The following is a 26,139-nucleotide window of genomic DNA, read 5'->3' as shown; positions in this document are numbered from 1 at the left end:
CAGTTAAAACAGGGCAACGTTAGTTGCCCGAACTTAAACGAAGCTTCAACAAGCTGGACTGTAAGGCGTTCCAGTCGGTGTTAACCGCACTAATTAACTCTATTCGGCTATCCGGCGGCGCCACGCCCTGCGTTTCGATGAAGAAATCTGCCCCCTGGCGATTGATTCGCACCAGCCCGTCGGGCGTACGCATCACCCCCTTCACCCGTTCAACCGGGGCAAGGCGCGCCCACTCCAGTAAACCGATGGTGTCGAAGCAGGTATCGGCATCGAACACCCAGCCGCAGGCCTGGTGTCCCTGACCGCTGTTCAGGCTGCGACGCCAGCGCTGGTGTGCGGGCAGGCTCAGCGCCGCCAGACCCTGCTTTTCGCCGTGGCTGTGGGCATGGGCTGCGCTGGTGGGCAGTTCAGCAACATTGCGCCGCGGCAGGTCAAGCAGGGCGTTATCCACGTTCCCCTGAGTAGCGTGCGCCAGCTGACGTTCTCCGCCGAAGTGCTGCCACCAGATCTCCAGCGCGGCGCGGCTCTCTGGCGTGGCGCGATCTTCTTTATTGGCAATGATGATGTCGGCGGCGGCCAGCTGATCGCGGAAGTTTTCGTTGTGGACAAATTTTTCGTCCAGCAGCTGACGGGGATCGAGCAGGCACAGGGTGGCACGCAAATCGATCCACGGCTCATAGACCGGCGCGGTCAGCAGGTCGAGGATCTGCTTAGGATGGCCAAGCCCGGTGGGTTCAATCAGCAGCCGGTCTGGCTTGCCCTGGCGCAGCAGGGTATTGAGCCCCACCTGCATCGGCAGGCCGTTCACGCAGCACATGCATCCACCCGGGATCTCCTTTACCAGCGCCCCGTTGTCGGCCAGCAGCGCACCATCAATGCCTATTTCGCCAAATTCATTGACCAGCACCGCCCATTTTTCGTCGGGATCTTTATTGGCCAGCAGGTGCAGTATCGACGTGGTTTTCCCGCTACCGAGAAAGCCAGTAATGAGGTTGGTTTTAGTCACAGGTGCTCCAGGGTGATAAATGTAATGCTATAACAATTATCAGTAATCCTGGCGGAAAAGAACAGAATTGGGAAGGGGAAGGGCGAACGGGGAGTTCCCCGCTCGCCTTAAGCGCAAAAAAGGTTAAACCGCGAGGGTATCGATAATCGCCTGACGTGCGCCCGACTGGCGGATACGCTGCCAGGCCCCGGTAACGGCCTCCACAAACTGCGGATCCTGCGGCAGGTCGTTGCCAAAAATTTCATTCAGAGCCAGCAGGGCAGTGACGCGCTCCTCCTCGCTGCTGGTCTCGACGATGGCGCGAATTTTATCCCTCAGCGGATCGCGCACATCAATGGCATTGCCCGCGTCATCCACGCCGCTGACGTAGCGCATCCAGCCCGCGACGCCGAGCGCCAGCAGTGGCCAGGCGGTGCCGCGCTGAAGATGGTGGCGAATACCCTCCAGCATACGCTGCGGCAGTTTCTGGCTGCCGTCCATCGCAATCTGCCAGGTACGGTGCTGCAGCGCCGGGTTGGCGAAGCGGTCAATCAGGCTGTCGGCATAGGCGATAAGGTCCACACCCGTAATACGCAGGGTCGGCGCCTGTTCGTTAAGCATCAGGCGACGGGCGGCGTCACGCAGCGCGCTATCGGCCATGCAGTCGTTAATGTGGGCGAAACCGGCCAGATAGCCGAGATACGCCAGGAAAGAGTGACTCCCGTTGAGCATGCGCAGCTTCATCTGCTCCCACGGCAATACGTCCTGCACCATCTGCACGCCGGCCACTTCCCACTCCGGACGCCCGGCGACGAAGTTATCCTCGATAACCCACTGAATAAACGGCTCGCTGCTGATAGCGCACGGATCCTCGACGCCCACTTCGCGGGCGATTTCCGCCAGGGATTCATCGGTGGCGGCAGGCACAATCCTGTCCACCATGGTGCCCGGGAAGCTGACGTTAGCGGCAATCCACTCCGCCAGCTCCGGCGAGCGCTTGTGAGCCATCCCCAGCACCGCGTTTTTTACCACATGGCCGTTATCGGGAATATTATCGCAGGAGAGCACGCTGAACGGCGGCAGGCCGCGCTCGCGACGGCGATGCAGGGCCTCGACCAGAATCCCCGGCGCCGAGTGCGGCGCATCGGGATACTCCAGATCGTGAATGATACGTTCATTATGGGTATCCAGCTTGCCGGTGGCCGGATCGATGCAGTAACCCTTTTCGGTAATGGTCAGGGAGACAATCGCCACCTGTGGCTCGCAAAACTTCTCAATAATGGCTGCCAGCGAATCGAGCTTAGCGTTCAGGCATTCATGCACCGCCCCCACGATAATCGGCTGATTACCGTCGGCACCTTTTTCCAGCACCGTAAACAGATGATCCTGCGCGCGCAGCTGGCTCATCAGCGTATCGCCGCTAAACAGGCTAATCTCACATATCCCCCAGTCGCCGCCTCTGGCGTTAAGCACCCGATCGGTCAGGAGCGCCTGATGGGCGCGATGGAAGGCGCCAAAGCCGAAATGCACGATACGGGAGCGTAACGTCTGGCGATCGTACTGCGGCTGTAACACGTGGGCAGGTAGCGCGGTGGAGGCAATTGTCTTCATGAAATAAACACCTGATTAACCATTAATTAACAAGCCCAGTGTAAAGTTATATGACAACAAATTGAATTGGTGAGCCGTAAATATCCGGGAACTGTGAGATGGATCAATCAATATAGCGAGGCGTATTGACCTGTTGCAGCATGCATGTATGGTAGTCGTCATCACATGTCGAAATATTGGTATAACAACTTTAGAGGGTGAATCAATGGAACAAACCTGGCGTTGGTACGGGCCGAAAGATCCTGTTTCTCTTGATGATGTGCGTCAGGCTGGCGCGACGGGCGTTGTCACGGCGCTGCACCATATTCCTAACGGCCAGGTGTGGCCGGTAGAGGAGATCAAAGCGCGTCAGGCGCTGCTGGCCGAGAAAGGGCTCACCTGGTCAGTCGTCGAGAGCATTCCGGTACATGAAGAGATCAAAACCCACTCCGGCGACTATCAGACCTGGATTGCCAACTACCAGCAGAGCATCCGCAATCTCGCGGCCTGCGGCATTGACACCGTCTGCTACAACTTTATGCCGATCCTCGACTGGACGCGTACCGACCTCGAATATACTTTGCCGGACGGCTCAAAGGCGCTGCGTTTTGACCAGATCGCCTTTGCCGCGTTCGAACTGCATATCCTGAAGCGCGACGGCGCGGCGGCAGATTACACCGCAGAAGAGCAGCAGCAGGCGAAGGCATGGTTCGAGGCGGCAAGCGACGCGGATATCGAAAAATTAACCCGCAACATCATCGCTGGTCTGCCGGGTGCGGAAGAGGGGTATACCCTTGATCAGTTCCGTGCGCGCCTGGCAGAGTATGGCAACATCGACAAAAACCAGCTGCGTGAGAACATGGCCGTCTTCCTGCGCGCGATTGTACCGGTGGCGGAAGAGGCGGGCGTGCGTCTGGCGGTTCACCCGGACGATCCACCGCGTCCTATCCTCGGTCTGCCGCGCATTGTCTCTACCATTGAAGATATGCAGTGGCTGAAAGAGACGGTCGACAGCATCAACAACGGCTTCACCATGTGTACCGGCTCCTACGGCGTGCGCGCCGATAACGATCTGGTGAAGATGATTGAAACCTTCGGCGACCGTATCCACTTTACCCACCTGCGGGCAACCTGCCGGGAAGAGAATCCGAAGACCTTCCACGAAGCGGCGCACCTTAACGGTGACGTGAACATGGTCGCGGTGGTTGATGCGATTCTGGGCGAAGAGAAGCGCCGTAAGCAGGCGGGCGATCTGCGTCCTATCCCGTTCCGTCCGGATCACGGACACCAGATGCTGGACGATCTGCGTAAGAAAACCAACCCAGGCTATTCGGCGATTGGCCGTCTGAAAGGGATGGCGGAAGTGCGCGGCGTGGAGCTGGCGCTGAAGATGACCAAATATCCGGAACTTCTTTAAGCGGTATTGCCGGGTGGCGGCTTCGCCTTGCCCGGCCTACAAAAGCACCCATAAAAAAACCGGCTCATTGGCCGGTTTTTCGTAGGCCCGGTAAGCGTAGCGCCACCGGGAAAACAGCCCGCACTTAGTCAGCACGACCCATATAGCGTTTTTCTTCGATATGGATACGGATTTTCTCGCCAGCGGAGAGGTACTCTGGCACCTGAACGACCAGACCGGTGGTCAGGGTCGCAGGTTTGTTACGCGCGGACGCTGATGCGCCTTTGATGCCCGGTGCGGTTTCCACGATCTCCAGGTCCACGGTCTGCGGCAGCTCCAGCGCCAGCAGGACGCCATCCCAGGTCAGGACCTGCATGTCCGGCATGCGCCTTCAGGAATAAACAGCAGCTCTTCTTCAATCTGATCTTTGGTGAAGATGTATGGCGTGTAGTCTTCTTTGTCCATAAAGACGTACTCGTTGCCGTCAATGTAGGAGAAGTCGACATAGCGACGGGTCAGGGTAACGGTATCCACGATATCGTCGCCTTTGAAACGCTCTTCAACTTTCAGACCGGTACGCACATCGGCGAAACGCATTTTGTACAGCGTTGCTGCGCCACGGGCGCTGGGTGCCTGAATATCAATGTCTTTCACAATCAGCAGTTTGCCGTTGTAATTCAGCACCATACCTTTCTTAATTTCGTTCGCTCTTGGCATTGCAGTAATCCTGTTAACGGGAAGGTCAAAAATATCGCGTCAAAGTACTCGCGCGCGGCTTTTCAGGCAAGCGGATTTCGCGGCTTTTGCTATCAATACGCAAAAGGTGTTACTGTGCGCGCCACGCCCGTGCTCCAGGGTTTCTTTCAGGTAAAGTGAATATATGGATTGCCGTCCGGATTGTGGAGCATGCTGCACCGCGCCCTCCATCACCAGCCCCATTCCCGGGATGCCCAACGGCAAGCCTGCCAATACCCCTTGCGTGCAGCTGGACGCGCAGCAGCGCTGCAAAATCTTCGGTTCGCCTTTGCGCCCAAAAGTGTGCGCCGGACTCCAGCCCTCGCGGGAGATGTGCCAGGATACGCGCCAGCAGGCCATGACCTGGCTGCTGGAACTCGAGGCGCTCACCGCGCCCTAAATATCCTTAATGCGGCTCAGGCAGATCGTGGTGAGAACGCACATCCCCAGTGCGATCCAGAATACCGCGTGATAACTCCAGATCTCGGCCACAATCCCGGCCACAGAGCCCGCAATAATCCAGCCCACGCGGGTGGTATTAGTATACAGCGTGGTAGCAGCACCCGCCTGGCCCGGCATCAGATCCTGGAAATAGAGCATGCCGATCCCGGCGAGAATACCAATATAGATAGCGTTCAGCAGCTGTAAGCCCAGCAGCACTACCGGCGTTTGTGCGGTGAGCATCCCGACGTAAAACAGCAAACCGGCGACGGCGGCAAGGCGCATCAGGAAGCGTTTCCCAAAACGTCTGGCGTAGTAGCCTGCAATCAGCATCGTTGGGATCTCCAGCCCGGCGGCGGTTCCCATCATCACCCCCGCCAGCTTCTCGGACAGATGCAGCTCATTAATGATAAACAGCGGCATATTGATGATGTACAGGCTGTTAGTGCCCCACATTAAGGTGCAGATGGTAAACAGCAGCAGGGCGTCGCGACGGTTACGGCGCGGTGATTCCAGCACGCTGCTGGCCAGCTTAGGCTCCTTGCGCATCGTCGGCAGGAAAAACCACACCATCGCGCCACAGACCACAAACGCCACGGCGGCGCTGAGATACATCGTAGGGAAGCCAAACCCCATCGCCAGCGCATAGGCCAGCGGCGGCCCTACCACCCAGGCCAGGGACACCTGGGCACGCAGGATCGAGCTGAACATTACCGCCTCGCGGCCGGTATGGTCGGCATGCTCCCGGGCTAAGGCAAACAGCTGCGGGTTGGCGGTAGAGCCAAAGCTGCTGAGAAACACGCCAACAAACAGCAGCACAAAATAGTTACGGTTCCAGGCGAACAGCAGGCAGGCGAATACTCCCAGCAGACAGCAAAAAACAATCAGGGATTTGCGATCGCCTTTCTTATCTGAACGCCCGGCCAGAAACTGGCTGACCAGGATGCCGATAATGGCGCTGCCGGTGAAGAAGAAACCCACCATGGCAGGACGGGCATGCACCTCGTTGGTGAGAAACAGGCTCAGCGTCGGCGTCTGTAGCGCGCCGGCAATGCCGGTAAGGAAAGCAACAATCAAAAACGCCGATGAGGTCAGATCAAAGGATTTTGGCGAGGCGGCCGCGGGAGTGGTGTGCATGTTTCTGTATCAGTGATATGAAGAGACGCGGATTTTACGCCGCTTGTCAGAAAATAAACAGCTGTCCGCGTCAATTACCCCACAAAAAATCAAAATAGCATTTCAGATTGCCGTTGCGCTTGCTGAAGTTGCTGAAGCCGAGCGGCTGGCAGCAGGCGACTGAAGCAAAAATGTGCTGTAACTCTAAATTCTGCACGCTTAAATGACTCTTTACTTGAAAGCTATCCCATAAAGCGCAAGACTTCTTGAAACGTTTCAGCGCTAATTGGTTTACCTAACCCAAACGGATTGGCGCCTTTTTTCACAGTTAAGCTGAATCGATTCAAATTCAGCAGGAGTGGAGAACCATGTTCCAGTTATCCGTGCAGGACATTCATCCGGGCGAACAGGCCGGTACAAAAGAAGAGGCTATCCGGCAGATCGCTGCCGCGCTGGTGCAGGCGGGCAATGTGGCTGACGGCTACGTTGACGGCATGCTGGCGCGCGAGCTGCAGACCTCAACCTTCCTCGGTAATGGTATCGCCATTCCGCATGGCACCACCGATACCCGCGACCAGGTGCTGAAAACCGGCGTTCAGGTTTATCAGTTCCCGCAGGGCGTGCTCTGGGGTGAAGGCCAGGTGGCCTATGTCGCCATCGGGATTGCCGCCAGCAGCGATGAACACCTCGGCCTGCTGCGTCAGCTGACGCACGTTCTCAGCGATGACAATGTGGCTGAACAGCTGAAATCCGCGACCACCGCAGAAGAGCTGCGCGCGCTGCTGATGGGTGAAAAGCAGAGCGAAGCCCTGAAGCTGGATAACGAGACGCTGACTCTGGACGTAGCCGCGTCCGATCTGGTGACCCTGCAGGCGCTGAACGCCGGTCGTCTGAAAGAAGTGGGTGCGGTGGATACCGCTTTCGTGGCGCACGCCATCAACGATAAGCCGCTGAATCTCGGCCAGGGCATCTGGCTGAACGACTGTGCTGAAGGCAACCTGCGCAGCGCTATCGCGGTCAGCCGCGCGGCCACCGCATTCGATACCGCCGGGGAAACCGCGGCGATGCTGATTACCGTCGCCATGGCGGATGAACAGCCGGTAGAGGTGCTGAAGCGCCTCGGCGACCTGCTGCTGAACAAAAAAGCTGAACAGCTGCTGAAAGCAGACGCTGCAACCCTGCTGGCGCTGCTGACCAGCGATGACGTAAACACCGATGAACTGCTGAGCGCCGAGTTTGTGGTGCGTAACGAGCACGGCCTGCACGCCCGTCCGGGCACCATGCTGGTCAACACTATTAAGCAATTCTCCAGCGACGTTACCGTCACCAACCTCGACGGCAGCGGTAAACCTGCTAACGGCCGCAGCCTGATGAAAGTCGTGGCGCTGGGCGTGAAGAAAGGCCATCGCCTGCGCTTCACCGCACAGGGTGCAGATGCTGAACAGGCGCTGAAAGCGATTGGCGATGCCATCGCGGCCGGTCTGGGGGAGGGCGCATAATGAGCAGACGTGTTGCCACTATTACGCTGAACCCGGCTTACGATCTCGTGGGCTTTTGCCCGGAAATTGAACGCGGCGAAGTTAACCTCGTGCGTACCACTGGCCTGCACGCGGCAGGTAAAGGGATTAACGTTGCGAAAGTGCTGAAGGATCTGGGTATCGACGTCACCGTCGGCGGTTTCCTCGGCAAAGATAACCAGGATGGTTTCCAGCAGCTGTTCAGCGAGCTGGGGATCGCCAACCGTTTTCAGGTGGTGCAGGGCCGTACCCGCATCAACGTGAAAATGACCGAAAAAGATGGCGAAGTCACCGACCTGAACTTCTCCGGTTTTGAAGTCACCCAGGCCGACTGGGAGCGTTTTGTGAATGACTCCCTGACCTGGCTCGGCCAGTTCGACATGGTCTGCGTCAGCGGCAGTCTGCCGTCCGGCGTCAGCCCGGAAGCCTTTACCGACTGGATGACGCGCCTGCGCAGCCAGTGCCCGTGCATCATTTTTGACAGCAGCCGCGATGCGCTGGTGGCCGGTCTGAAAGCCGCGCCGTGGCTGGTCAAACCAAATCGTCGCGAACTTGAGATCTGGGCTGGCCGTAAGCTGCCAGAATTAAAGGACGTGATTGAGGCCGCCCACGCGCTGCGTGAGCAGGGCATCGCGCACGTGGTGATTTCCTTAGGTGCCGAAGGGGCGCTGTGGGTTAACGCCTCTGGCGAATGGATCGCAAAACCGCCGTCAATGGAAGTGGTCAGCACCGTCGGTGCCGGCGATTCGATGGTTGGCGGGCTGATCTACGGCCTGCTGATGCGTGAATCCAGCGAGCATACTTTACGTCTTGCCACCGCCGTTGCTGCCCTGGCCGTCAGCCAGAGCAATGTCGGCATTACCGATCGTACCCAGTTGGCCGCGATGATGGCGCGCGTTGACTTGAAACCCTTTAACTGACAGCAGGAGAGGCATAATGAAAACGCTGCTGATTATTGACTCTGCACTCGGACAGGCTCGCGCTTATATGGCGAAAACCCTGCTGGGTTCGGCGGGACATAAAGCACACCTTGATTTCATCGACAACCCGGGCGATGCCGAACTGGTTATCGTGCTGGGCGACAAAATTCCGGCCGACAGATCGCTGAACGGCAAAAAAGTGTGGCTGGGCGACATCAATCGCGCCGTGGCTCACCCGGAACTGTTCCTGAGCGAAGCGAAAGGCCACGCAGCGCTCTATACCGCGCCTGTCGCAGCGGCTGAACCTGTTGCTGCCAGCGGGCCGAAGCGCGTTGTGGCGGTCACTGCCTGTCCGACCGGCGTGGCGCACACCTTTATGGCGGCTGAAGCCATTGAAACCGAAGCCAAAAAACGCGGCTGGTGGGTGAAAGTTGAAACCCGCGGTTCCGTAGGCGCGGGCAACGCCATCACCCCGGAAGAGGTGGCGGCTGCGGATCTGGTTATCGTGGCGGCAGATATCGAAGTGGATCTGGCGAAGTTTGCCGGTAAGCCGATGTACCGCACCTCAACCGGTCTGGCGCTGAAGAAAACTGCGCAGGAGCTGGATAAAGCCCAGGCTGAAGCCAAACTCTTCCAGCCTACAGGGAACACTGCGGCTGCGGCTTCCGAAGGCAAGAAAGAGTCTGCCGGAGCCTATCGTCACCTGCTGACGGGCGTTTCTTACATGCTGCCGATGGTGGTAGCGGGCGGTCTGTGTATCGCGCTCTCCTTCGCGTTCGGTATCGAGGCCTTTAAAGAGCCGGGTACCCTGGCGGCGGCGCTGATGCAGATTGGCGGCGGCTCGGCGTTCGCGCTGATGGTGCCGGTACTGGCGGGTTACATTGCGTTCTCCATCGCTGACCGTCCGGGTCTGACCCCGGGTCTTATCGGCGGTATGCTCGCCGTGAGCACCGGCTCTGGCTTTATCGGCGGGATCATCGCGGGCTTCCTCGCAGGCTACGTGGCGAAACTTATCAGCTCGAAGCTGAAACTGCCGCAGAGCATGGAAGCGCTGAAACCGATCCTGATTATTCCGCTGTTCTCCAGCCTGGTGGTTGGTCTGGCGATGATCTACCTGATCGGCAAACCGGTTGCAGGCATTCTCGAAGGCCTGACCCACTGGCTGCAGACCATGGGCACCGCCAACGCGGTCCTGCTGGGAACTATTCTCGGTGCCATGATGTGTACCGATATGGGTGGTCCGGTTAACAAAGCGGCATACGCCTTCGGTGTTGGCCTGCTGAGTACCCAGACGTATGCCCCAATGGCGGCGATTATGGCGGCGGGCATGGTGCCACCGCTGGCGCTGGGCCTGGCGACTATCGTTGCCCGTCGTAAGTTCGACAAGGCGCAGCAGGAAGGCGGTAAAGCGGCGCTGGTTCTCGGCCTGTGCTTTATCACCGAAGGGGCGATTCCGTTCGCTGCCCGCGATCCGATGCGTGTTCTGCCGTGCTGTATCGTCGGCGGTGCCGTGACCGGTGCCATATCTATGGCGGTTGGCGCGAAGCTGATGGCGCCGCACGGCGGTCTGTTTGTTCTGCTGATCCCTGGCGCAATCACGCCGGTGCTGGGTTACCTGTTTGCGATTATCGCCGGTACCCTGGTGGCAGGTCTCTCTTACGCGGTGCTGAAGCGCCCGGAAGCTGAGGTGGTTGCAGCAAAAGCAGCATAATTTAACGTTCTCCAGAAAGGGCAGAGGTAACTCTGCCCTTTTTTTTGCCTTTAATCGTGCAGCGGTTCGCAGTTTTTTGTAGAGCGAAAAAGTGTATCTACAAAAAACTGTGATTCTGTTCATATACATTTCACGATCTCATTTTGGATCTATTTACTTTCCCCTTCTTACGCATACTATGAACATGTGTTCACATACAAACACATGCTCTAATAGTCTTTAAAGTAACTCCCTCGCTTAATTATCATTGCGATGGCCTGCGTGCCAGAGGATGTTCTATGCGTGAAAAGGATTATATTGTTGTTATTGGTTCTGCAAATATGGATGTTGCGGGGTATTCACATGCCTCGCTGAATTATGCGGACTCTAACCCAGGTAAAATAAAATTTACCCCCGGCGGCGTAGGCCGGAATATTGCGCAAAACCTTGCGTTGCTGGGGAAAGATGTCTGGCTGTTTTCCGCGGTCGGCGATGATTTTTACGGTCAGTCGCTGCTGTCACAAACCCAGGCCGCTGGCGTACAGGTAGAAAAATGTCAGGTCATCGCGGGTGAGGGCACCTCCAGCTATTTATCGTTACTCGATAACACCGGCGAAATGCTGGTGGCCATTAATGACATGGCCATTTCTGACTACATTAACCCGGAATATCTGGCCCACCATCTGGCCTTTCTGCGTGCAGCAAAAGCGGTGGTGGTGGACTGCAATCTCAGTGAATCCGCGCTGGGCTGGATCTTTGAAAACGCAGGCCAGGCGCCGGTATTCGTTGACCCGGTCTCCGCCTGGAAGTGCCATAAAGTGCGCGACTGGCTGGGCCATATCCACACCCTGAAACCCAACCGTATTGAAGCCGAAACCCTGAGCGGCATCCCGCTGAGCTGTGCCGCCGATGCGCCAAAAGTCGCGGCCTGGTTCCACGAGCATGGCCTGTTCCGGCTGGTGTTAAGCATGGGTGGCGACGGCGTTTATTACAGTGAGAAAGAGGGAGAAAGCGGCTGGTCAGCCCCCTTCAAAACCCGGCTGGTGAACGTGACCGGCGCGGGCGACGCCATGATGGCGGGGCTGGCGTTCTGCTGGCTGGAAGGCGCCACCTTCGCCCATTCCGTTCGTTTTGCCCAGGGCTGCTCTTCGCTGGCGCTGGCGTCGATTTATACCAATAACCCTGATTTATCGTCTGAAAATGTTAACGCATTAATGGAGAGAGAACATGTCTGAATTAAACTTATCTGCTGAGTTCCTGCAAATTTCTCCTGAAGTCCAGGACGCCTTAAATAATAACAAACCGGTCGTGGCGCTTGAATCCACCATTATTTCTCACGGCATGCCTTTCCCACAAAATGCCCAGACGGCACTGGAAGTTGAAGATGCGATCCGCCAGCAGGGCGTTATTCCGGCCACTATCGCTATTATTCACGGCGTAATGAAAGTGGGGCTAAGTAAAGAAGAGATTGAATTATTAGGCCGCGAAGGTCACGCCGTAACGAAAGTCAGCCGCCGGGATCTGCCTTTTGTCGTGGCAGCCGGAATAAACGGTGCCACGACGGTGGCCTCAACCATGATTATTGCCGCGATGGCCGGGATTAAGGTCTTTGCCACCGGCGGCATTGGCGGCGTGCATCGTGGGGCGGAACACACTTTTGATATTTCCGCCGATTTGCAGGAGCTGGCGAAAACCAACGTTGCCGTGGTGTGCGCCGGGGCAAAATCTATTCTCGATCTCGGATTAACCACCGAATATCTCGAAACCAATGGCGTGCCGTTAATCGGCTATCAGACCCAGTCCCTGCCTGCCTTCTTCTGTCGCACCAGCCCGTTTGAGGTCAGCATTCGTCTCGACAGCGCAGAAGCCATCGCCCGCGCAATGGCGGTGAAATGGCAGACCGGCCTCAACGGCGGCCTGGTGGTGGCGAATCCCATCCCGGAACAGTTTGCCATGCCGGAAGAGACCATCAATGCAGCTATCGACCAGGCGGTGAAGGAAGCGGAAGAGCAGGGCGTGACCGGCAAAGCCAGCACCCCGTTCCTGCTGGCCCGGGTAGCGGAATTAACCGGCGGCGACAGCCTGAAATCCAATATTCAGCTGGTCTTTAACAACGCCCGCCTGGCCTGCGATATCGCTAAGTCGTACCAGCGCCTCGCGTAACCTTTCACAGGCAGTTTGCCGTCGCCTGTCTTCGCAGTGGAATCACGGATACCCGGCCTGTCGCCGGGTTTTCAGGTAAGGAAATCATTATGGACGTAATGAGAAGTCTGCTGGGTATGGCGGTACTGTTAGCAATAGCTTTCCTTCTTTCAGTCAACAAACGCCGGATCAGCCTGCGCACCGTCGGCGCCGCATTCGTATTGCAGGTGGCGATCGGCGGCATCATGCTCTATTTCCCACCCGGCAAATGGCTGGTGGAACAGGCCGCCATCGGGGTCAGTAAGGTCATGTCCTACAGCGATGCCGGGAGCGCCTTTATCTTTGGCGCGCTGGTTGGGCCGAAGATGGACACCCTGTTTGACGGGGCCGGGTTCGTGTTTGCGTTCCGCGTTCTGCCCGCCATTATCTTTGTCACCGCGCTGATCAGCCTGCTTTACTACATTGGCGTGATGGGATTGCTGATCCGTGTTCTGGGTGGCATTTTCCAGAAAGCGCTGCGCATCAGTAAAATTGAATCCTTCGTGGCGGTGACCACTATCTTCCTCGGGCAAAACGAAATCCCGGCTATAGTCAAACCCTTCATCGACAAGCTGAACCGCAACGAGCTGTTTACCGCCATCTGCAGCGGGATGGCGTCGATTGCCGGGTCAATGCTGATTGGCTATGCGGGGATGGGGGTGCCGATTGATTATCTCCTCGCCGCCTCGTTGATGGCGATCCCCGGGGGCATCCTGTTTGCCCGTCTGCTGAGCCCGGCCACGGAGGCGTCGCAGGTCACCTTTGAAAACCTGTCGTTCAGCGATACGCCGCCGAAAAGCATTATCGAAGCCGCGGCGACCGGGGCGATGACCGGGTTAAAAATCGCCGCCGGGGTGGCGACGGTGGTGATGGCGTTTGTGGCGATCATCGCCCTGCTGAACGGTATGCTGGGCGGCATCGGCGGCTGGTTTGGCATTGAAAGCCTGAGCCTGGAAGGGCTGTTTGGCTACGCCCTGGCGCCGCTGGCGTGGATCATGGGGGTGGAGTGGCAGGATGCTACCCTGGCAGGCAGCCTGATTGGCCAGAAGCTGGCGATTAACGAGTTCGTCGCCTATCTCAACTTCTCGCCGTATCTGCAAACCGCCGGTCAGCTGGACGTGAAAACCATCGCCATCATCTCTTTTGCGCTGTGCGGATTTGCTAACTTCGGCTCGATTGGCGTGGTGGTAGGGGCGTTTTCTGCGGTATCGCCTCAGCGCGCGCCGGAGATTGCCCAGCTTGGCGTCCGGGCGCTGGTGGCGGCAACCCTCTCCAACCTGATGAGCGCCACCATCGCGGGCTTCTTTATTGGTTTAGCGGGCTAGGCGCAGGCCGGGTAGGGGATCTACCCGGCCTGTTTACGGCTGGCTGTCCAGCAGCGACAGGGTGTTATCCACCGACAGCGTCGGGTTGTTGATGCTTTCGCTGGCCCGGGAGAGCGCCGCACAGGCAACGGCAAACCGGGCGCTGTCCGCAAAATCGCTCCCGTCGAGGAAGCCATAGATCAGTCCCGCCATAAAGGCGTCATCAGCACCAAAGCGGTCGACTACCGGGTGGGCTGGCGGCGTCAGCAGGAACGGCTCCGCGCCTTGCTCGCTGCACAGCACCGAATCATCTTCCAGACACACTACAATCCGCTGCACCCCTTTCTCATGCAGGGCGTTGAGCGCGGCCTGACGATCGTCGCACTCCGCCAGAATCTGCAGCTCCTTCAGGGTTGGCTTCAGGGTATGGATACGTGACAGCCAGGGTTTGACTCTCCCGGCTTTGAATTCTGATACCGTGTCGACAAACACCGGCACATCCCCGGCGAGGGTAAAGACCCACTCCAGCGATTCTGCGGTGAGGTTGCAATCCGCCAGCACCACACCCGCATGGGCCAGCAGCTCGCGGGACTGGTTCAGCAGCTGCGGCGTCAGCCCCTGCAGGATATGGGTATCGTTGATCGCTAAAACGGTGTCGTCCTGCGGATTCGCAATCGACAGATAGGTCGCCGTGCTCTGTCCGTGCAGGCGGATGGTGCTCTGGACGTTAACGCCCGCCTGACGGGTCTGTTCCAGCAGGGTTTCGCCATAAAAATCGCTGCCGACGGCAGAGATCAGGTGCACCTCACGCCCGAGCAGCGCCAGATTATGGGCAATGTTACGCGCCACGCCGCCCGCCGCACACTGAATGGCCCCCGGATGGGAGGAGGGTTCCGGGAAGCGAATATCCGCCACGCCGCGAATATCCATATTGATGGCACCCAGCGCCACGCAGTAATCCTGTTCGGTCAGGATATAGCCTTTGCCCTTGATCGCCCCTTTACGCATTAAATCCATAATGTGCGCGGCGACGCGGGAGCGGCTGATATCGAGGATCTGGGCGATCTCATGCTGTTGAATAAGAGGGTTACGCCGCAGGATCTTCAGGATCTGCTTTTCCCTTTCGTTCATCATTATGCGGTGGCCTCGGCATGCTGTTGCGCTTTCAGCCAGGCGATCTCTTCGGCCCAGATATCCGGGTTGATCGTTTCCAGCACCATCGGGATACCGTCGAATCGCGGGTCCTGCATGATAAAGCGGAACGCGTCATGGCCGATGTTACCTTCGCCCAGGCTGTGGTGACGGTCAACGCGGCTGCCGAAGGCGCTTTTCGCGTCGTTAAGGTGCATACCGCGCAGGTACTTAAAGCCGACGATGCGTTCGAATTCGGCGAAGGTTTTTGCACACTCTTCCGTGCTGCGCAGGTCGTACCCGGCAGCAAAGGCGTGACAGGTATCAATGCAGACGCCGACGCGGGTTTTATCTTCCACGCCGTCGATGATGGCCGCCAGATGTTCAAAGCGGAACCCGAGGTTGCTGCCCTGGCCCGCCGTGTTTTCGATTACTGCCGTGACCCCTTCGGTCTGCGCCAGGACGATATTAATTGACTCGGCGATCCGCGCCAGGCATGCATCTTCATCAATTTGTGACAGATGGCTGCCGGGGTGGAAGTTCAGCAGCGTCAGGCCGAGCTGCTCGCAGCGCTGCATCTCATCCAGGAAAGCGTCGCGGGATTTGTCCAGCGCCTCCTGAACCGGATGGCCGAGGTTAATCAGGTAGCTGTCGTGAGGCAGGATCTGACCGGGAGTGAAGCGATATTTTTCGCAGGCCGCTTTGAACTCATCAATCACCTGGGTGGTTAACGGCGCGGCGCGCCACTGGCGCTGATTTTTGGTGAACAGGGCGAAAGCGGTCGCCTCGATTTCGGCGGCGCGAATGGCGGCATTTGCCAGACCGCCGGCAGCGCTGACGTGCGCTCCAACATATTTCATAAAGGGACTCCTGTTAACCCGCAAACGCTTATGATAGCGGGTTAACAGGATAAGGCTACAGCGGTTTATGCCATCAGGCTGTGAACCACCAGGTTAATGGCGCCCCCGCCGACAATCAGCCAGACGAAGAGCAGCAGCGCCATCAGCAGCGGTTTCGCCCCGGCCTTTTTCAGGGCGCTGACGTGGGTGGTTAAGCCCAGTGCGGCCATCGCCATCGCCAGCAGCACCGTATCCAGCGTTACCAGCATATCCACGACGGCTTTTGGCAGCAGATGGAACGAGTTGAAGATGGCTACCACGATAAACAGGATCGCAAACCACGGAATGGTGATTTTGCTCTTCTCCCCGTTCCCCGCCGGTGCAAGCTGTTTTACCCGTGCCGCGAGGATCAGCAGGAACGGCGCCAGCATCATCACGCGCAGCATTTTAGCGATCACCGCCGCGTTCTCCGCATCCGGGCTGATGGCGTGACCGGCCGCTACCACCTGGGCCACTTCGTGCATCGTCGAGCCGATATAAATGCCGTAGGTTTCCGGGCTGAACCAGTGCGCCACCAGCGGATACATGGCCGGATAAAGGAAGATCGCCAGGGTACCGAAGATCACCACCGTCGCCACGGCAACCGTCACCTTGCTGGACTCGGCCTTCACCACCGGCTCCGTCGCCAGTACCGCCGCCGCGCCGCAAATGCTGCTGCCCGCGCCAATCAGCCAACTGGTCTGTTTGTCCAGACCAAACACCTTCTGGCCGATAAAGCAGGCAAGCAGGAAGGTGCTGGTCAGGGTTAATACGTCAATGGCGATCCCGCTGACCCCGACGTCGGCAATCTGCGCGAAGGTGAGGCGAAAGCCGTACAGGATGATCCCGAGGCGCAGCAGATGCTGTTTGGCGAAGATTACCCCGCCGTCGCAGGGCTTGTAAATCTGCGGGTAGACCGTATTCCCGACCACCATCCCCAGCAGGATAGCCAGGGTCAGGGCGCTGAATCCCGCTCCCGCCACCGCCGGAATACTGCCGCCCCAAAGGGCCACGCCGGTGACCAGCGCGCTGAGGGCAAGGCCCGGGATGTAGTGCCACACTGTACGATGATGCTGTAGGGTGAGTGTTGTCATAACCTTCTCCTTTTCTCTGGCTAAAAGGTTACGGCGCTCTGGCTTAAAAATAAAATTGATTATATATTTATAATTAATCTTTATAAGTGGTAAGCAAGGTGCTTACCCTGGTGGATGATCACTATGCACATTACGTTACGCCAGCTTGAAGTTTTCGCCGAAGTGCTGAAAAGCGGGTCCACGACCCAGGCTTCCCAGATGCTGGCGCTCTCCCAGTCTGCGGTCAGCGCCGCGCTGACCGATCTCGAAGGCCAGTTGGGGGTTCAGCTTTTTGACAGGGTAGGGAAGCGGCTGGTGGTGAACGAGCACGGGCGGCTGCTCTACCCGCGCGCGCTGGCGCTGCTGGAGCAGACCGTCGAAATCGAACAGCTGTTTCGCGAGGATAACGGCGCCATTCGCGTCTACGCCAGCAGCACCATCGGCAACTATATCCTGCCTGAGGTGATTGCCCGCTACCGCCGGGATTTCCCGAGTCTGCCGCTGGAGATGAGCGTCGGCAACAGCCAGGATGTGATCAACGCGGTGATCGATTTTCGGGTGGATATCGGCCTTATCGAAGGGCCGTGCCACAACGCCGACATCATTGCGGAGCCCTGGCTGGAGGATGAGCTGGTGGTCTTTGCCTCGCCCGCTTCTTCTTTATTACAGCAGGAGGTGACGCTGGAGCGGCTGGCGCAGGCGCCGTGGATTTTACGCGAGCAGGGCTCGGGCACGCGCGAGATCGTCGATTATCTGCTGCTTTCGCATCTGCCGCAGTTTCATATGGGCATGGAGCTGGGTAACTCTGAGGCCATCAAACACGCGGTGCGTCACGGCCTCGGCATCAGCTGCCTGTCGCGCCGGGTGATTGCCGAACAGCTGGAGAGCGGTACGCTGGTGGAGATCCCCATTCCCCTGCCGAACAAGCTGGTGCGCACCCTGTGGCGCATCCACCACCGCCAGAAACACCTCTCTAACTCCCTGCAACGTTTCCTGCGTTACTGCGAAATGTAAGCCCGCCCGGCGGTTTTTGCCCGCCGGGATCTATTCCTCGCACCAATACTATTCTCTGCTTTACTTATAATCCTGGACCAGTCATGAAGCTCTCTTATAACAGGGCATTTGTGCCGGAAGAGCTGGCGATCGTCTGCTACAATCGCGCCTCATTTTTTGAATGGACAGCATTTTCACATGGTTTCCGAAACTAAAACCACAGAAGCGCCCGCGCTACGTCGCGAACTCAAGGCGCGTCACCTGACGATGATCGCCATTGGCGGCTCCATCGGTACAGGCCTCTTTGTCGCCTCTGGTGCGACCATTTCTGCAGCGGGTCCTGGCGGCGCGCTCTTTTCCTATATTCTGATCGGTTTGATGGTTTACTTCCTGATGACCAGCCTGGGCGAACTGGCGGCGTACATGCCGGTATCCGGTTCTTTCTCTACCTACGGCCAGAAATATGTAGAAGAAGGCTTCGGCTTCGCGCTGGGCTGGAACTACTGGTACAACTGGGCGGTCACCATCGCCGTGGACCTTGTCGCCGCACAGCTGGTGATGACCTGGTGGTTCCCGGATACGCCGGGCTGGATCTGGAGCGCGGTCTTCCTCGCGGTGATCTTCCTGCTGAACTACATCTCCGTGCGTGGCTTCGGTGAAGCGGAATACTGGTTCTCGCTGATCAAAGTGGCGACGGTAATCATCTTTATCATCGTGGGCATCGCGATGATCGTTGGCATCTTCAAAGGCACCGAACCGGCTGGGTGGAGCAACTGGACCATTGGCGATGCGCCGTTTGCCGGGGGCTTCTCGGCGATGATCGGCGTGGCGATGATTGTCGGCTTCTCCTTCCAGGGAACCGAGCTTATCGGTATTGCCGCAGGCGAATCCGAAAACCCGGAGAAGAACATTCCGCGCGCGGTGCGGCAGGTGTTCTGGCGTATCCTGCTGTTCTATGTGTTTGCGATCCTGATTATCAGCCTGATCATTCCGTATACCGATCCGAGCCTGCTGCGTAACGATGTGAAAGACATCAGCGTCAGCCCGTTCACGCTGGTCTTCCAGCATGCCGGTCTGCTCTCTGCGGCGGCGGTGATGAATGCGGTGATCCTGACGGCGGTTCTGTCGGCGGGTAACTCCGGGATGTATGCCTCTACCCGTATGCTCTACTCCCTGGCCTGTGACGGCAAAGCGCCGCGTATCTTCTCTAAGCTGTCCCGTGGCGGCGTGCCGCGTAACGCGCTCTATGCCACCACCGTAATTGCCTGCCTGTGCTTCCTGACCTCGATGTTCGGCAACCAGACGGTCTACCTGTGGCTACTGAACACCTCCGGGATGACGGGCTTCATCGCCTGGCTGGGTATTGCCATCAGCCATTACCGTTTCCGTCGCGGCTATGTGAAGCAGGGTTACGATATTAACAACCTGCCGTACCGCTCCGGGTTCTTCCCGCTGGGGCCGATCTTCGCCTTTGTGCTGTGTCTGATCATTACTCTGGGTCAGAACTACGAAGCCTTCCTGGCCGACACCATCGACTGGGGCGGCGTGGCTGCCACCTATATCGGCATCCCGCTGTTCCTGATTATCTGGTTTGGTTACAAGCTGGCGAAAGGGACGAAGTTCGTAAGCTATAAGGATATGGATTTCCCGAATAGCTTCAAAAAATAATCGCAACGCCTCTCTTTAACCCGCTCAGTCGAGCGGGTTTTTTTATGTCGTTTTCTGTTCAGCCCGTTCTCCACATTATGCAGTCTTGACATAACTTTTAACAATTGAATTGATAATAGTTATCGTTTGCTTTATCATTAGCATATTAATAAAAATATGCAATGTGAACAGTACATAATTGATTTTGCTGTGTTTACCTCATGGAGAAATGGAATGTTTAGGTTGAATCCCTTCGTTCGGGGAGGGCTGTGCGCGTCTGCTCTTTCCCTGGCGCTGCCGGTTGTTGCGGCGGAATCTGGCGACACTATGGTCGTGACCGCCTCGGCCAACGAGCAAAACCTGAAGGATGCCCCCGCCAGTATCAGCGTCATCACCCAGCAGGATCTGCAGCGTAAGCCAGTGCAGAACCTGAAAGATGTGTTACAGGACGTGCCGGGCGTGCAGTTAACTAACGAAGGGGACAACCGTAAGGGCGTCAGTATTCGCGGGCTGGACAGCAGTTACACGCTGATCCTCGTTGACGGTAAACGCGTCAACTCGCGCAACGCCGTTTTCCGCCATAACGATTTCGACCTTAACTGGGTTCCGGTCGATGCCATCGAACGCATCGAAGTGGTGCGCGGGCCAATGTCCTCCCTGTACGGCTCCGATGCCCTGGGCGGCGTGGTTAACATCATCACCAAAAAGATCGGCCAGAAATGGACCGGCACACTCACCGCCGATACCACCATTCAGGAACATCGCGATCGCGGTGATACCTACGGCGGCCAGTTCTATACCAGCGGCCCGCTGGTGGATGGCGTCCTCGGCCTGAAAGCTTTCGGCAGCGTATCCCAGCGTGATAAAGACGATCCGCAGAGCTCCTCCACCAGCGCCACCGGCGAAACCCCACGTATCGAAGGCTTTACCAGCCGCGATGCCAACGTCGAGTTTGCCTGGACCCCGAACGAAAACCACGATTTCACCGCCGGGTATGGTTTCGACCGTCAGGATCGTGATTCCGACTCGCTGGACAAAAACCGCCTGGAGCGCCAGAACTACTCCCTGAGCCATAATGGCCGCTGGGGCGTGGGCAACAGCGAACTGAAATTCTACGGCGAGAAAGTGGATAACAAGAACCCGGGCAACGCTAACCCGATTACGTCCGAAAGCAACTCCATTGACGGCAAATATGTCCTGCCGCTGGGCGAGATCAACCAGCTCCTGACCTTCGGTGGCGAATGGCGTCACGACAAGCTGAAGGATCCGGTAAACCTGACCGGCGGCTCCAGCAGCAACACCTCGGCCAGCCAGTATGCGCTGTTCCTGGAAGACGAATGGCGGATCTTCGAGCCGCTGGCGTTGACCACCGGCGTGCGTATGGATGACCACGAAACCTACGGCGACCACTGGAGCCCGCGTGCTTATCTGGTCTATAACGCCACCGATACCGTCACGGTGAAGGGCGGCTGGGCAACGGCATTTAAAGCGCCATCCCTGCTGCAACTGAGCCCGGACTGGACCACCGGCTCCTGCCGTGGTGCCTGTGAAATCGTCGGTAGCCCGGATCTGAAACCGGAAACCAGCGAAAGCTACGAGCTGGGTCTCTACTACAGCGGCGAAGAAGGATGGTTAGAAGGCGTTCAGGCCAGCATCACCACCTTCCAGAACGACGTGGATGACCGTATCAGCATCAGCCGTACCGCCAACGTCAACCAGGCCCAGGGCTACCCTAACTATGTCGGGCTGAATGCCGACGGTGAGCCGATTTTCCGCTATTACAACGTCAACAAAGCGCGCATCCGCGGCGTGGAGACGGAAGTGAAATTCCCGATTGCCGAAGACTGGCGCATGACGCTGAATTATACCTATAACGACGGGCGTGATATCAGCAATGGCGAGAACAAGCCGCTCTCCGAGCTGCCGTTCCATACCGCGAACGGAACCCTTGACTGGCAGGCAACGCAGGCATGGTCCTTCTACGTGCAGGGCAATTATAAAGGTGAGAAGCGCGCGCTTACGGCTGGCGAGCCAACGCCGGGCGGCTACGTGGTGTGGAACACCGGTGGCGCATGGCAGGCAACCAAAAACGTTAAGCTGCGTGCGGGCGTCATGAACCTGCTGGATAAAGATCTCAGCCGCGACGACTACAGCTACACCGAAGAAGGACGCCGTTACTTTATGGCGGTGGATTACCAGTTCTGATGATGGAAACGCCGGGCGGCGCTGCGCTTGCCCGGCGTACGGGCTGGTGCGGTCTGCTTGCCGGGGGCGCTGCGCTTGCCCGGCCTACGGGCTGGTGCGGTCTTTTGTAGGCCCGGTAAGCGTAGCGCCACCGGGCATGAGGCGGGCACTTACTTCAACAACTGCTGCGCATGGAAGCGCAGATGATCTTCAATAAACGACGCAATGAAATAATAGCTGTGATCGTACCCCGGCTGGATGCGAAGCGTCAGCGGCCAGTCCTTCTGGCGCGCGGCTTCTGCCAGCACTGCCGGTTGTAACTGGGTCGCGAGGAACTGATCGGCATCCCCCTGATCGATAAGCGTCGGGATCGCCTGTTCCGGCTGGCTGGCCAGCATCAATGCGCAGCTGTCCCACGCCTGCCAGGTCGCCGAATCTTCACCCAGATAAGCCGTGAACGCTTTCTGTCCCCACGGCACCTGGGTTGGGTTGACGATCGGCGCAAAGGCCGACACGCTGACATATTTACCCGGGTTTTTCAGCGCCATCACCAGCGCACCGTGACCGCCCATCGAATGACCGCTGATCGCACTGCGATCCGATACCGCAAACTCCGCCTGGATCAGCGCTGGCAGCTCGTCGCGCAGGTAATCGTACATGCGGTAATGCTGCGCCCACGGCGTCTGGGTGGCGTTCAGGTAGAAACCGGCACCTTTACCGAGGTCGTATCCGGCATCGTCCGCCACGTCGTCACCGCGCGGGCTGGTGTCCGGCATCACCAGGGCGATCCCCAGTTCCGCCGCCACGCGCTGGGCACCCGCTTTGGTGGTGAAATTTTCGTCATTGCAGGTCAGGCCGGAGAGCCAGTACAGCACCGGTAGTTTTGCGTTGCCGCTCACCGGAGGAAGAAAAATGCTGAACGTCATCGCGCAGTTCAGCACCCTGGAGTCATGACGCCAGCGCTGCTGTCGGCCTTCAAAACAGTGGTGCTCTTCGAGCAGTTCCATGCAGGGCTCCTTAAGGAAGAGGATATTGGGTATGAAAGCCATAATACAGATAATTCAGTTACGTGTGAGTAACTTTCACTTCCGCATTGACGTCATATCCTGCATCATGAATTTACGAAACTTTAACAACTGGAGTGGTCATGGCGCTGCGTATCGCGCTCAGCGGATTTGTGGTTCTGGTGGTGGCGATGGGAATAGGGCGCTTTGCCTTTACCCCGCAGGTGCCGCTGATGATTGCGGCAGGCGAGCTCACCCTGACCAGCGCCGGGCTGGTGGCGGCGATGAACTATCTCGGCTATCTGGTGGGGGCGTGGGATGCAATGCGCGCGCACCGGTTTGTCGAAGGGCGTTTATGGCTGGGCATAACGGGGGCGGTGGCGCTGACGTTGCTTTCCGCCGTGGCGGATAACGCCATTGTTCATGGCCTGCTGCGCTTTGTGATTGGCTGCATGAGCGGCTGGTCAATGGTGCTTATCGCCGCCTGGACCAACGAACGGCTGGCCCATTTCGGCAAGCCGGGCCTGAGTGCCGCGGTGTTTGCCGGGCCGGGGGCGGGCATTGCGATAAGCGGTTTGCTGGCGGTGTGGATCCAGGCCCAGGCGCTTTCGGCCAGCGCCGCCTGGCAAATTTACGGCCTGCTGGCGCTGGTGCTCGTCGCGCTGGTGGCGCGTTACCTGCCGCGTACCGGACATCTGCATCGCCCGGGCACTACGCCGGAGCCGCTGACCCTGACCCGGGATCTGCGTCGTCTGGTCTGGAGCTACAGCCTCGCCGGGTTTGGTTACATCCTCCCGGCGACGTTTCTGTCGCAAATGGCGGCGTTGCGCTTTCCCGGTAGCGCCTTTGCCCAGTTTGTCTGGCCGGTGTTCGGGTTTGCCTCGATGCTGGGGATTGCCCTGAGTATCGCTCTGCGCCACGTCTCTACCAGCCATCGTCGGCTGGCGGTGGTGCTCTGGTTGCAGGCGGTGGGGGTGATTGCCGCCTGGCTGATGCCGGGGATGGCCGGTCTGGTGACCGGTGCGCTGCTGGTCGGCGGCGGATTTTTGTGTGCGGTGCAGCTCTCGTTACTCTACGGGCGCGAGCTGGCGCCGAATCATACGCGTTACATGGCCGGTTTACTCACCACCGGCTATGCGGTCGGGCAGCTGATTGGCCCGATGACCTCGGCACTGTCGAGCTGGCTTACCCATCAGCTTGAGCCCGCGCTGGGCCTTGCCGGTATCGCATTGTTTATTGCGGGCGGACTGGTCTGGCAGCGTCAGGTTGAAAGGTAACGGCAATTGGAATAATTATCGCGGTGAATACTGGATTATGCTCGCCGCCTCACGCACAATGAGTGCACATTTTGCCCCACGGAGGGCAGAAGAGCACCGCACCTGCAGGAGAAAAGAATGTCATCAATGAGTAAAGAAGCAGCACTCGTCCACGAAGCGCTGGTCGCACACGGTCTCGAAACCCCGCTGCGTCCACCGGTTCAGGATCTGGACAACGAAACGCGTAAACGTCTTATTTCCGGACACATGACCGAAATCATGCAGCTGCTCAATCTCGATTTGAGTGATGACAGTCTGATGGAGACCCCACGTCGCATCGCCAAAATGTATGTCGATGAGATTTTCTCCGGGCTGGATTACGCTAACTTCCCGAAAATCACCGTCATCGAAAACAAGATGAAGGTCGATGAGATGGTGACCGTGCGTGATATCACCCTGACCAGCACCTGTGAACACCATTTCGTGACTATCGACGGTAAAGCGACCGTGGCTTACATCCCGAAAGATGCGGTGATTGGTCTGTCGAAGATTAACCGTATCGTGCAGTTCTTTGCTCAGCGTCCGCAGGTGCAGGAGCGTTTAACCCAGCAGATCCTTATCGCGCTGCAAACGCTGCTTGGCACTAACAACGTGGCGGTATCGATTGATGCGGTGCATTACTGCGTGAAAGCGCGCGGTATTCGTGATGCGACCAGCGCCACCACCACCACCTCGCTGGGCGGTCTGTTCAAATCGAGCCAGAATACCCGCCAGGAGTTCCTGCGCGCCGTACGTCACCACAACTGATCGTCAGGGCAGGGTACATGGAAAGAAATGTCACGCTGGATTTCGTTCGTGGCGTCGCTATTCTGGGTATCCTGCTGCTGAATATAAGCGGCTTCGGTTTGCCGAAAGCCGCTTACCTCAATCCCGCCTGGTATGGCGATATCACCCTCAGCGACGCCTGGACATGGGCTGTGCTGGATCTCTTCGCTCAGGTCAAATTCCTCACCCTGTTTGCGCTGCTGTTCGGGGCAGGCCTTCAGCTATTACTGAAACGTGGTAAACGCTGGATCCAGGCCCGGCTCTCCCTGCTGGTGCTGTTTGGCTTTATTCATGGGCTGCTGTTCTGGGATGGCGACATTCTGCTGGCCTACGGACTGGTGGGGCTGATCTGCTGGCGCATCATCCGCGACGCTCATGATGTCAAAAATCTCTTCAATACCGGCGTTGTGCTGTTCCTTATCGGCGTGGCCATTTTGCTGCTGCTGGGCGTTATCTCCGGCGGCTCGACCAATCGCTCCTGGGTGCCGGATGCGGCCAATCTGCAGTATGAGCAGTACTGGAAGGTGGGCGGCGGTATGGAGGCCATCAGCAACCGGGCGGATATGATCGGAAATACGCTGCTGGCCCTCGGGGCGCAGTATGGCTGGCAGCTGGCAGGCATGATGCTGATCGGCGCTGCGCTGATGCGAACCGGCTGGCTGAAGGGCGAGTTCAGCCAGCGCCATTACCGGCGTACCGGGATGTGGCTGGTGCTGGTGGGGCTGGCTATCAACCTTCCGGCGGTGATCGCCCAGTGGTCTGTGGGCTGGGATTATCGCTGGTGCGCCTTCCTGCTGCAGGCGCCGCGCGAGCTGAGCGCCCCGTTCCAGACCATTGGCTATGCCGCGCTGATGTACGGTTACTGGCCGCAGCTCTGCCGTTTCAGGCTGGTGGGGGCGGTGGCCTGCGTCGGTCGCATGGCGCTGAGCAACTATATTTTACAGACGCTGATCTGCACCACGCTGTTCTATCACCTCGGCTTATTTATGAAATTCGATCGCCTGCAGCTGCTCGGCTTTGTTCTGCCCATCTGGCTGGTGAATATTAGTTTCTCGGTTCTCTGGCTGCGTCATTTCCGTCAGGGGCCGCTGGAGTGGCTGTGGCGACAATTGACAGCACGTGCGTCAGGGGTTTCATCAAGTAATACATCCGGATAACGATCTGGATCACAATCATTAACAAAACGGATGTAACCGTTTTCATCCTTGTGACCTTCTTCACGTAGTCCTCCTCTTCTCGCTGCCAGAATAGTCACCTTGCTAAACACAGGGGG

21 protein-coding genes and 1 pseudogene are annotated in these 26,139 nt (G+C 58.0%); 14 read left to right on the top strand and 8 right to left on the bottom strand.

Annotation, left to right across the window (positions count from 1 at the left end; translation table 11 throughout):
• Positions 1–19: 19 nt before the first annotated feature.
• Positions 20–1,006 (bottom strand): GTP-binding protein, encoded by a 987-nt coding sequence (locus K5I40_RS02840; RefSeq protein ID WP_138369900.1) that lies wholly within the window; start codon positions 1,004–1,006, stop codon positions 20–22.
• Positions 1,007–1,129: 123 nt separating this feature from the next.
• Positions 1,130–2,596, bottom strand: coding sequence for a mannitol dehydrogenase family protein (locus K5I40_RS02835; protein WP_223073742.1), 1,467 nt, complete (start codon positions 2,594–2,596; stop codon positions 1,130–1,132).
• A gap of 205 nt (positions 2,597–2,801) precedes the next feature.
• Here K5I40_RS02835 and uxuA point away from each other — a divergent pair, with 205 nt between their 5' ends.
• The gene (gene uxuA, locus K5I40_RS02830) at positions 2,802–3,992 is read left to right on the top strand and encodes a mannonate dehydratase (protein WP_138369902.1); all 1,191 of its coding nucleotides are present in this window, start codon (positions 2,802–2,804) and stop codon (positions 3,990–3,992) included.
• 124 nt (positions 3,993–4,116) lie between these two features.
• On the opposite strand, the pseudogene yeiP reads toward uxuA, so the two are convergent.
• A pseudogene (gene yeiP / locus K5I40_RS02825) lies at positions 4,117–4,688 on the bottom strand (elongation factor P-like protein YeiP).
• Positions 4,689–4,851: 163 nt separating this feature from the next.
• Between yeiP and K5I40_RS02820 the strand changes: the two are divergent.
• Positions 4,852–5,106, top strand: coding sequence for a YkgJ family cysteine cluster protein (locus tag K5I40_RS02820; protein ID WP_223073743.1), 255 nt, complete (start codon positions 4,852–4,854; stop codon positions 5,104–5,106).
• Here K5I40_RS02820 and setB read toward each other — a convergent pair.
• A complete protein-coding gene (gene setB / locus K5I40_RS02815) occupies positions 5,103–6,284 on the bottom strand; it encodes a sugar efflux transporter SetB (protein ID WP_039031044.1) in 1,182 nt (393 codons plus the stop codon). The genes K5I40_RS02820 and setB overlap by 4 nt on opposite strands.
• Positions 6,285–6,631: 347 nt before the next feature.
• Here setB and fruB point away from each other — a divergent pair, with 347 nt between their 5' ends.
• From fruB to K5I40_RS02785, 6 genes are all read left to right on the top strand, one after another.
• The gene (gene fruB, locus K5I40_RS02810; RefSeq protein ID WP_223073744.1) at positions 6,632–7,762 is read left to right on the top strand and encodes a fused PTS fructose transporter subunit IIA/HPr protein; all 1,131 of its coding nucleotides are present in this window, start codon (positions 6,632–6,634) and stop codon (positions 7,760–7,762) included.
• The gene (gene fruK, locus K5I40_RS02805; RefSeq protein WP_039031046.1) at positions 7,762–8,700 is read left to right on the top strand and encodes a 1-phosphofructokinase; all 939 of its coding nucleotides are present in this window, start codon (positions 7,762–7,764) and stop codon (positions 8,698–8,700) included. The genes fruB and fruK overlap by 1 nt, the downstream gene beginning before the upstream one ends.
• A 16-nt stretch (positions 8,701–8,716) precedes the next feature.
• Positions 8,717–10,411 (top strand): PTS fructose transporter subunit IIBC, encoded by a 1,695-nt coding sequence (gene fruA / locus K5I40_RS02800; RefSeq protein WP_223073745.1) that lies wholly within the window; start codon positions 8,717–8,719, stop codon positions 10,409–10,411.
• 278 nt (positions 10,412–10,689) lie between these two features.
• The gene (locus K5I40_RS02795; protein WP_223073746.1) at positions 10,690–11,625 is read left to right on the top strand and encodes a pseudouridine kinase; all 936 of its coding nucleotides are present in this window, start codon (positions 10,690–10,692) and stop codon (positions 11,623–11,625) included.
• Positions 11,618–12,553 (top strand): pseudouridine-5'-phosphate glycosidase, encoded by a 936-nt coding sequence (locus K5I40_RS02790; RefSeq protein WP_223073747.1) that lies wholly within the window; start codon positions 11,618–11,620, stop codon positions 12,551–12,553. Before K5I40_RS02795 ends, K5I40_RS02790 begins: the two co-directional genes overlap by 8 nt.
• An 89-nt stretch (positions 12,554–12,642) precedes the next feature.
• Positions 12,643–13,896: a NupC/NupG family nucleoside CNT transporter gene (locus K5I40_RS02785; protein WP_223073748.1), complete on the top strand. Its 1,254-nt coding sequence runs from the start codon at positions 12,643–12,645 to the stop codon at positions 13,894–13,896.
• Positions 13,897–13,929: 33 nt separating this feature from the next.
• On the opposite strand, the gene K5I40_RS02780 is transcribed toward K5I40_RS02785, so the two are convergent.
• The 3 genes from K5I40_RS02780 to K5I40_RS02770 all read right to left on the bottom strand — a co-directional run bounded on the left by K5I40_RS02780 (position 13,930) and on the right by K5I40_RS02770 (position 16,978).
• Complete coding sequence (locus K5I40_RS02780; RefSeq protein ID WP_223073987.1) at positions 13,930–15,006, bottom strand: sugar kinase; 1,077 nt, start codon at positions 15,004–15,006, stop codon at positions 13,930–13,932.
• Between the two features lie 2 nt (positions 15,007–15,008).
• Positions 15,009–15,866: a deoxyribonuclease IV gene (gene nfo / locus K5I40_RS02775; RefSeq protein ID WP_139563257.1), complete on the bottom strand. Its 858-nt coding sequence runs from the start codon at positions 15,864–15,866 to the stop codon at positions 15,009–15,011.
• Between the two features lie 65 nt (positions 15,867–15,931).
• Complete coding sequence (locus K5I40_RS02770; protein WP_039031052.1) at positions 15,932–16,978, bottom strand: YeiH family protein; 1,047 nt, start codon at positions 16,976–16,978, stop codon at positions 15,932–15,934.
• A gap of 123 nt (positions 16,979–17,101) precedes the next feature.
• Here K5I40_RS02770 and yieE point away from each other — a divergent pair, with 123 nt between their 5' ends.
• The 3 genes from yieE to cirA all read left to right on the top strand — a co-directional run bounded on the left by yieE (position 17,102) and on the right by cirA (position 21,802).
• Positions 17,102–17,971: a DNA-binding transcriptional regulator YeiE gene (gene yieE / locus K5I40_RS02765; RefSeq protein ID WP_039031053.1), complete on the top strand. Its 870-nt coding sequence runs from the start codon at positions 17,102–17,104 to the stop codon at positions 17,969–17,971.
• 177 nt (positions 17,972–18,148) lie between these two features.
• Entirely contained in the window at positions 18,149–19,618 is a 1,470-nt protein-coding gene (locus K5I40_RS02760) for an amino acid permease (RefSeq protein WP_223073749.1), read from the top strand.
• 213 nt (positions 19,619–19,831) lie between these two features.
• Positions 19,832–21,802, top strand: a complete 1,971-nt coding sequence (gene cirA, locus K5I40_RS02755) for a catecholate siderophore receptor CirA (protein WP_138369913.1) — start codon at positions 19,832–19,834, stop codon at positions 21,800–21,802.
• Positions 21,803–21,951: 149 nt separating this feature from the next.
• Here the strand turns inward: cirA and fghA are convergent, their stop codons facing one another.
• Positions 21,952–22,788: an S-formylglutathione hydrolase gene (gene fghA / locus K5I40_RS02750; protein ID WP_223073750.1), complete on the bottom strand. Its 837-nt coding sequence runs from the start codon at positions 22,786–22,788 to the stop codon at positions 21,952–21,954.
• Between the two features lie 140 nt (positions 22,789–22,928).
• Here fghA and K5I40_RS02745 point away from each other — a divergent pair, with 140 nt between their 5' ends.
• The 3 genes from K5I40_RS02745 (at position 22,929) to yeiB (ending at position 26,023) form a co-directional block, all read left to right on the top strand.
• The gene (locus K5I40_RS02745; RefSeq protein WP_223073751.1) at positions 22,929–24,062 is read left to right on the top strand and encodes a YbfB/YjiJ family MFS transporter; all 1,134 of its coding nucleotides are present in this window, start codon (positions 22,929–22,931) and stop codon (positions 24,060–24,062) included.
• 117 nt (positions 24,063–24,179) lie between these two features.
• Positions 24,180–24,848 (top strand): GTP cyclohydrolase I FolE, encoded by a 669-nt coding sequence (gene folE / locus K5I40_RS02740; protein WP_039031058.1) that lies wholly within the window; start codon positions 24,180–24,182, stop codon positions 24,846–24,848.
• Between the two features lie 17 nt (positions 24,849–24,865).
• The gene (gene yeiB, locus K5I40_RS02735; protein WP_138369915.1) at positions 24,866–26,023 is read left to right on the top strand and encodes a DUF418 domain-containing protein YeiB; all 1,158 of its coding nucleotides are present in this window, start codon (positions 24,866–24,868) and stop codon (positions 26,021–26,023) included.
• The last annotated feature ends 116 nt before the right edge of the window (positions 26,024–26,139 follow it).

The sequence above is a fragment of the Leclercia sp. LTM14 genome (assembly GCF_023736175.1).
Lineage (GTDB): Bacteria > Pseudomonadota > Gammaproteobacteria > Enterobacterales > Enterobacteriaceae > Enterobacter > Enterobacter barmai.
The sequence above is the reverse complement of the archived record's forward strand: the minus strand, read 5'-3'. Positions and strand labels throughout refer to the sequence as shown.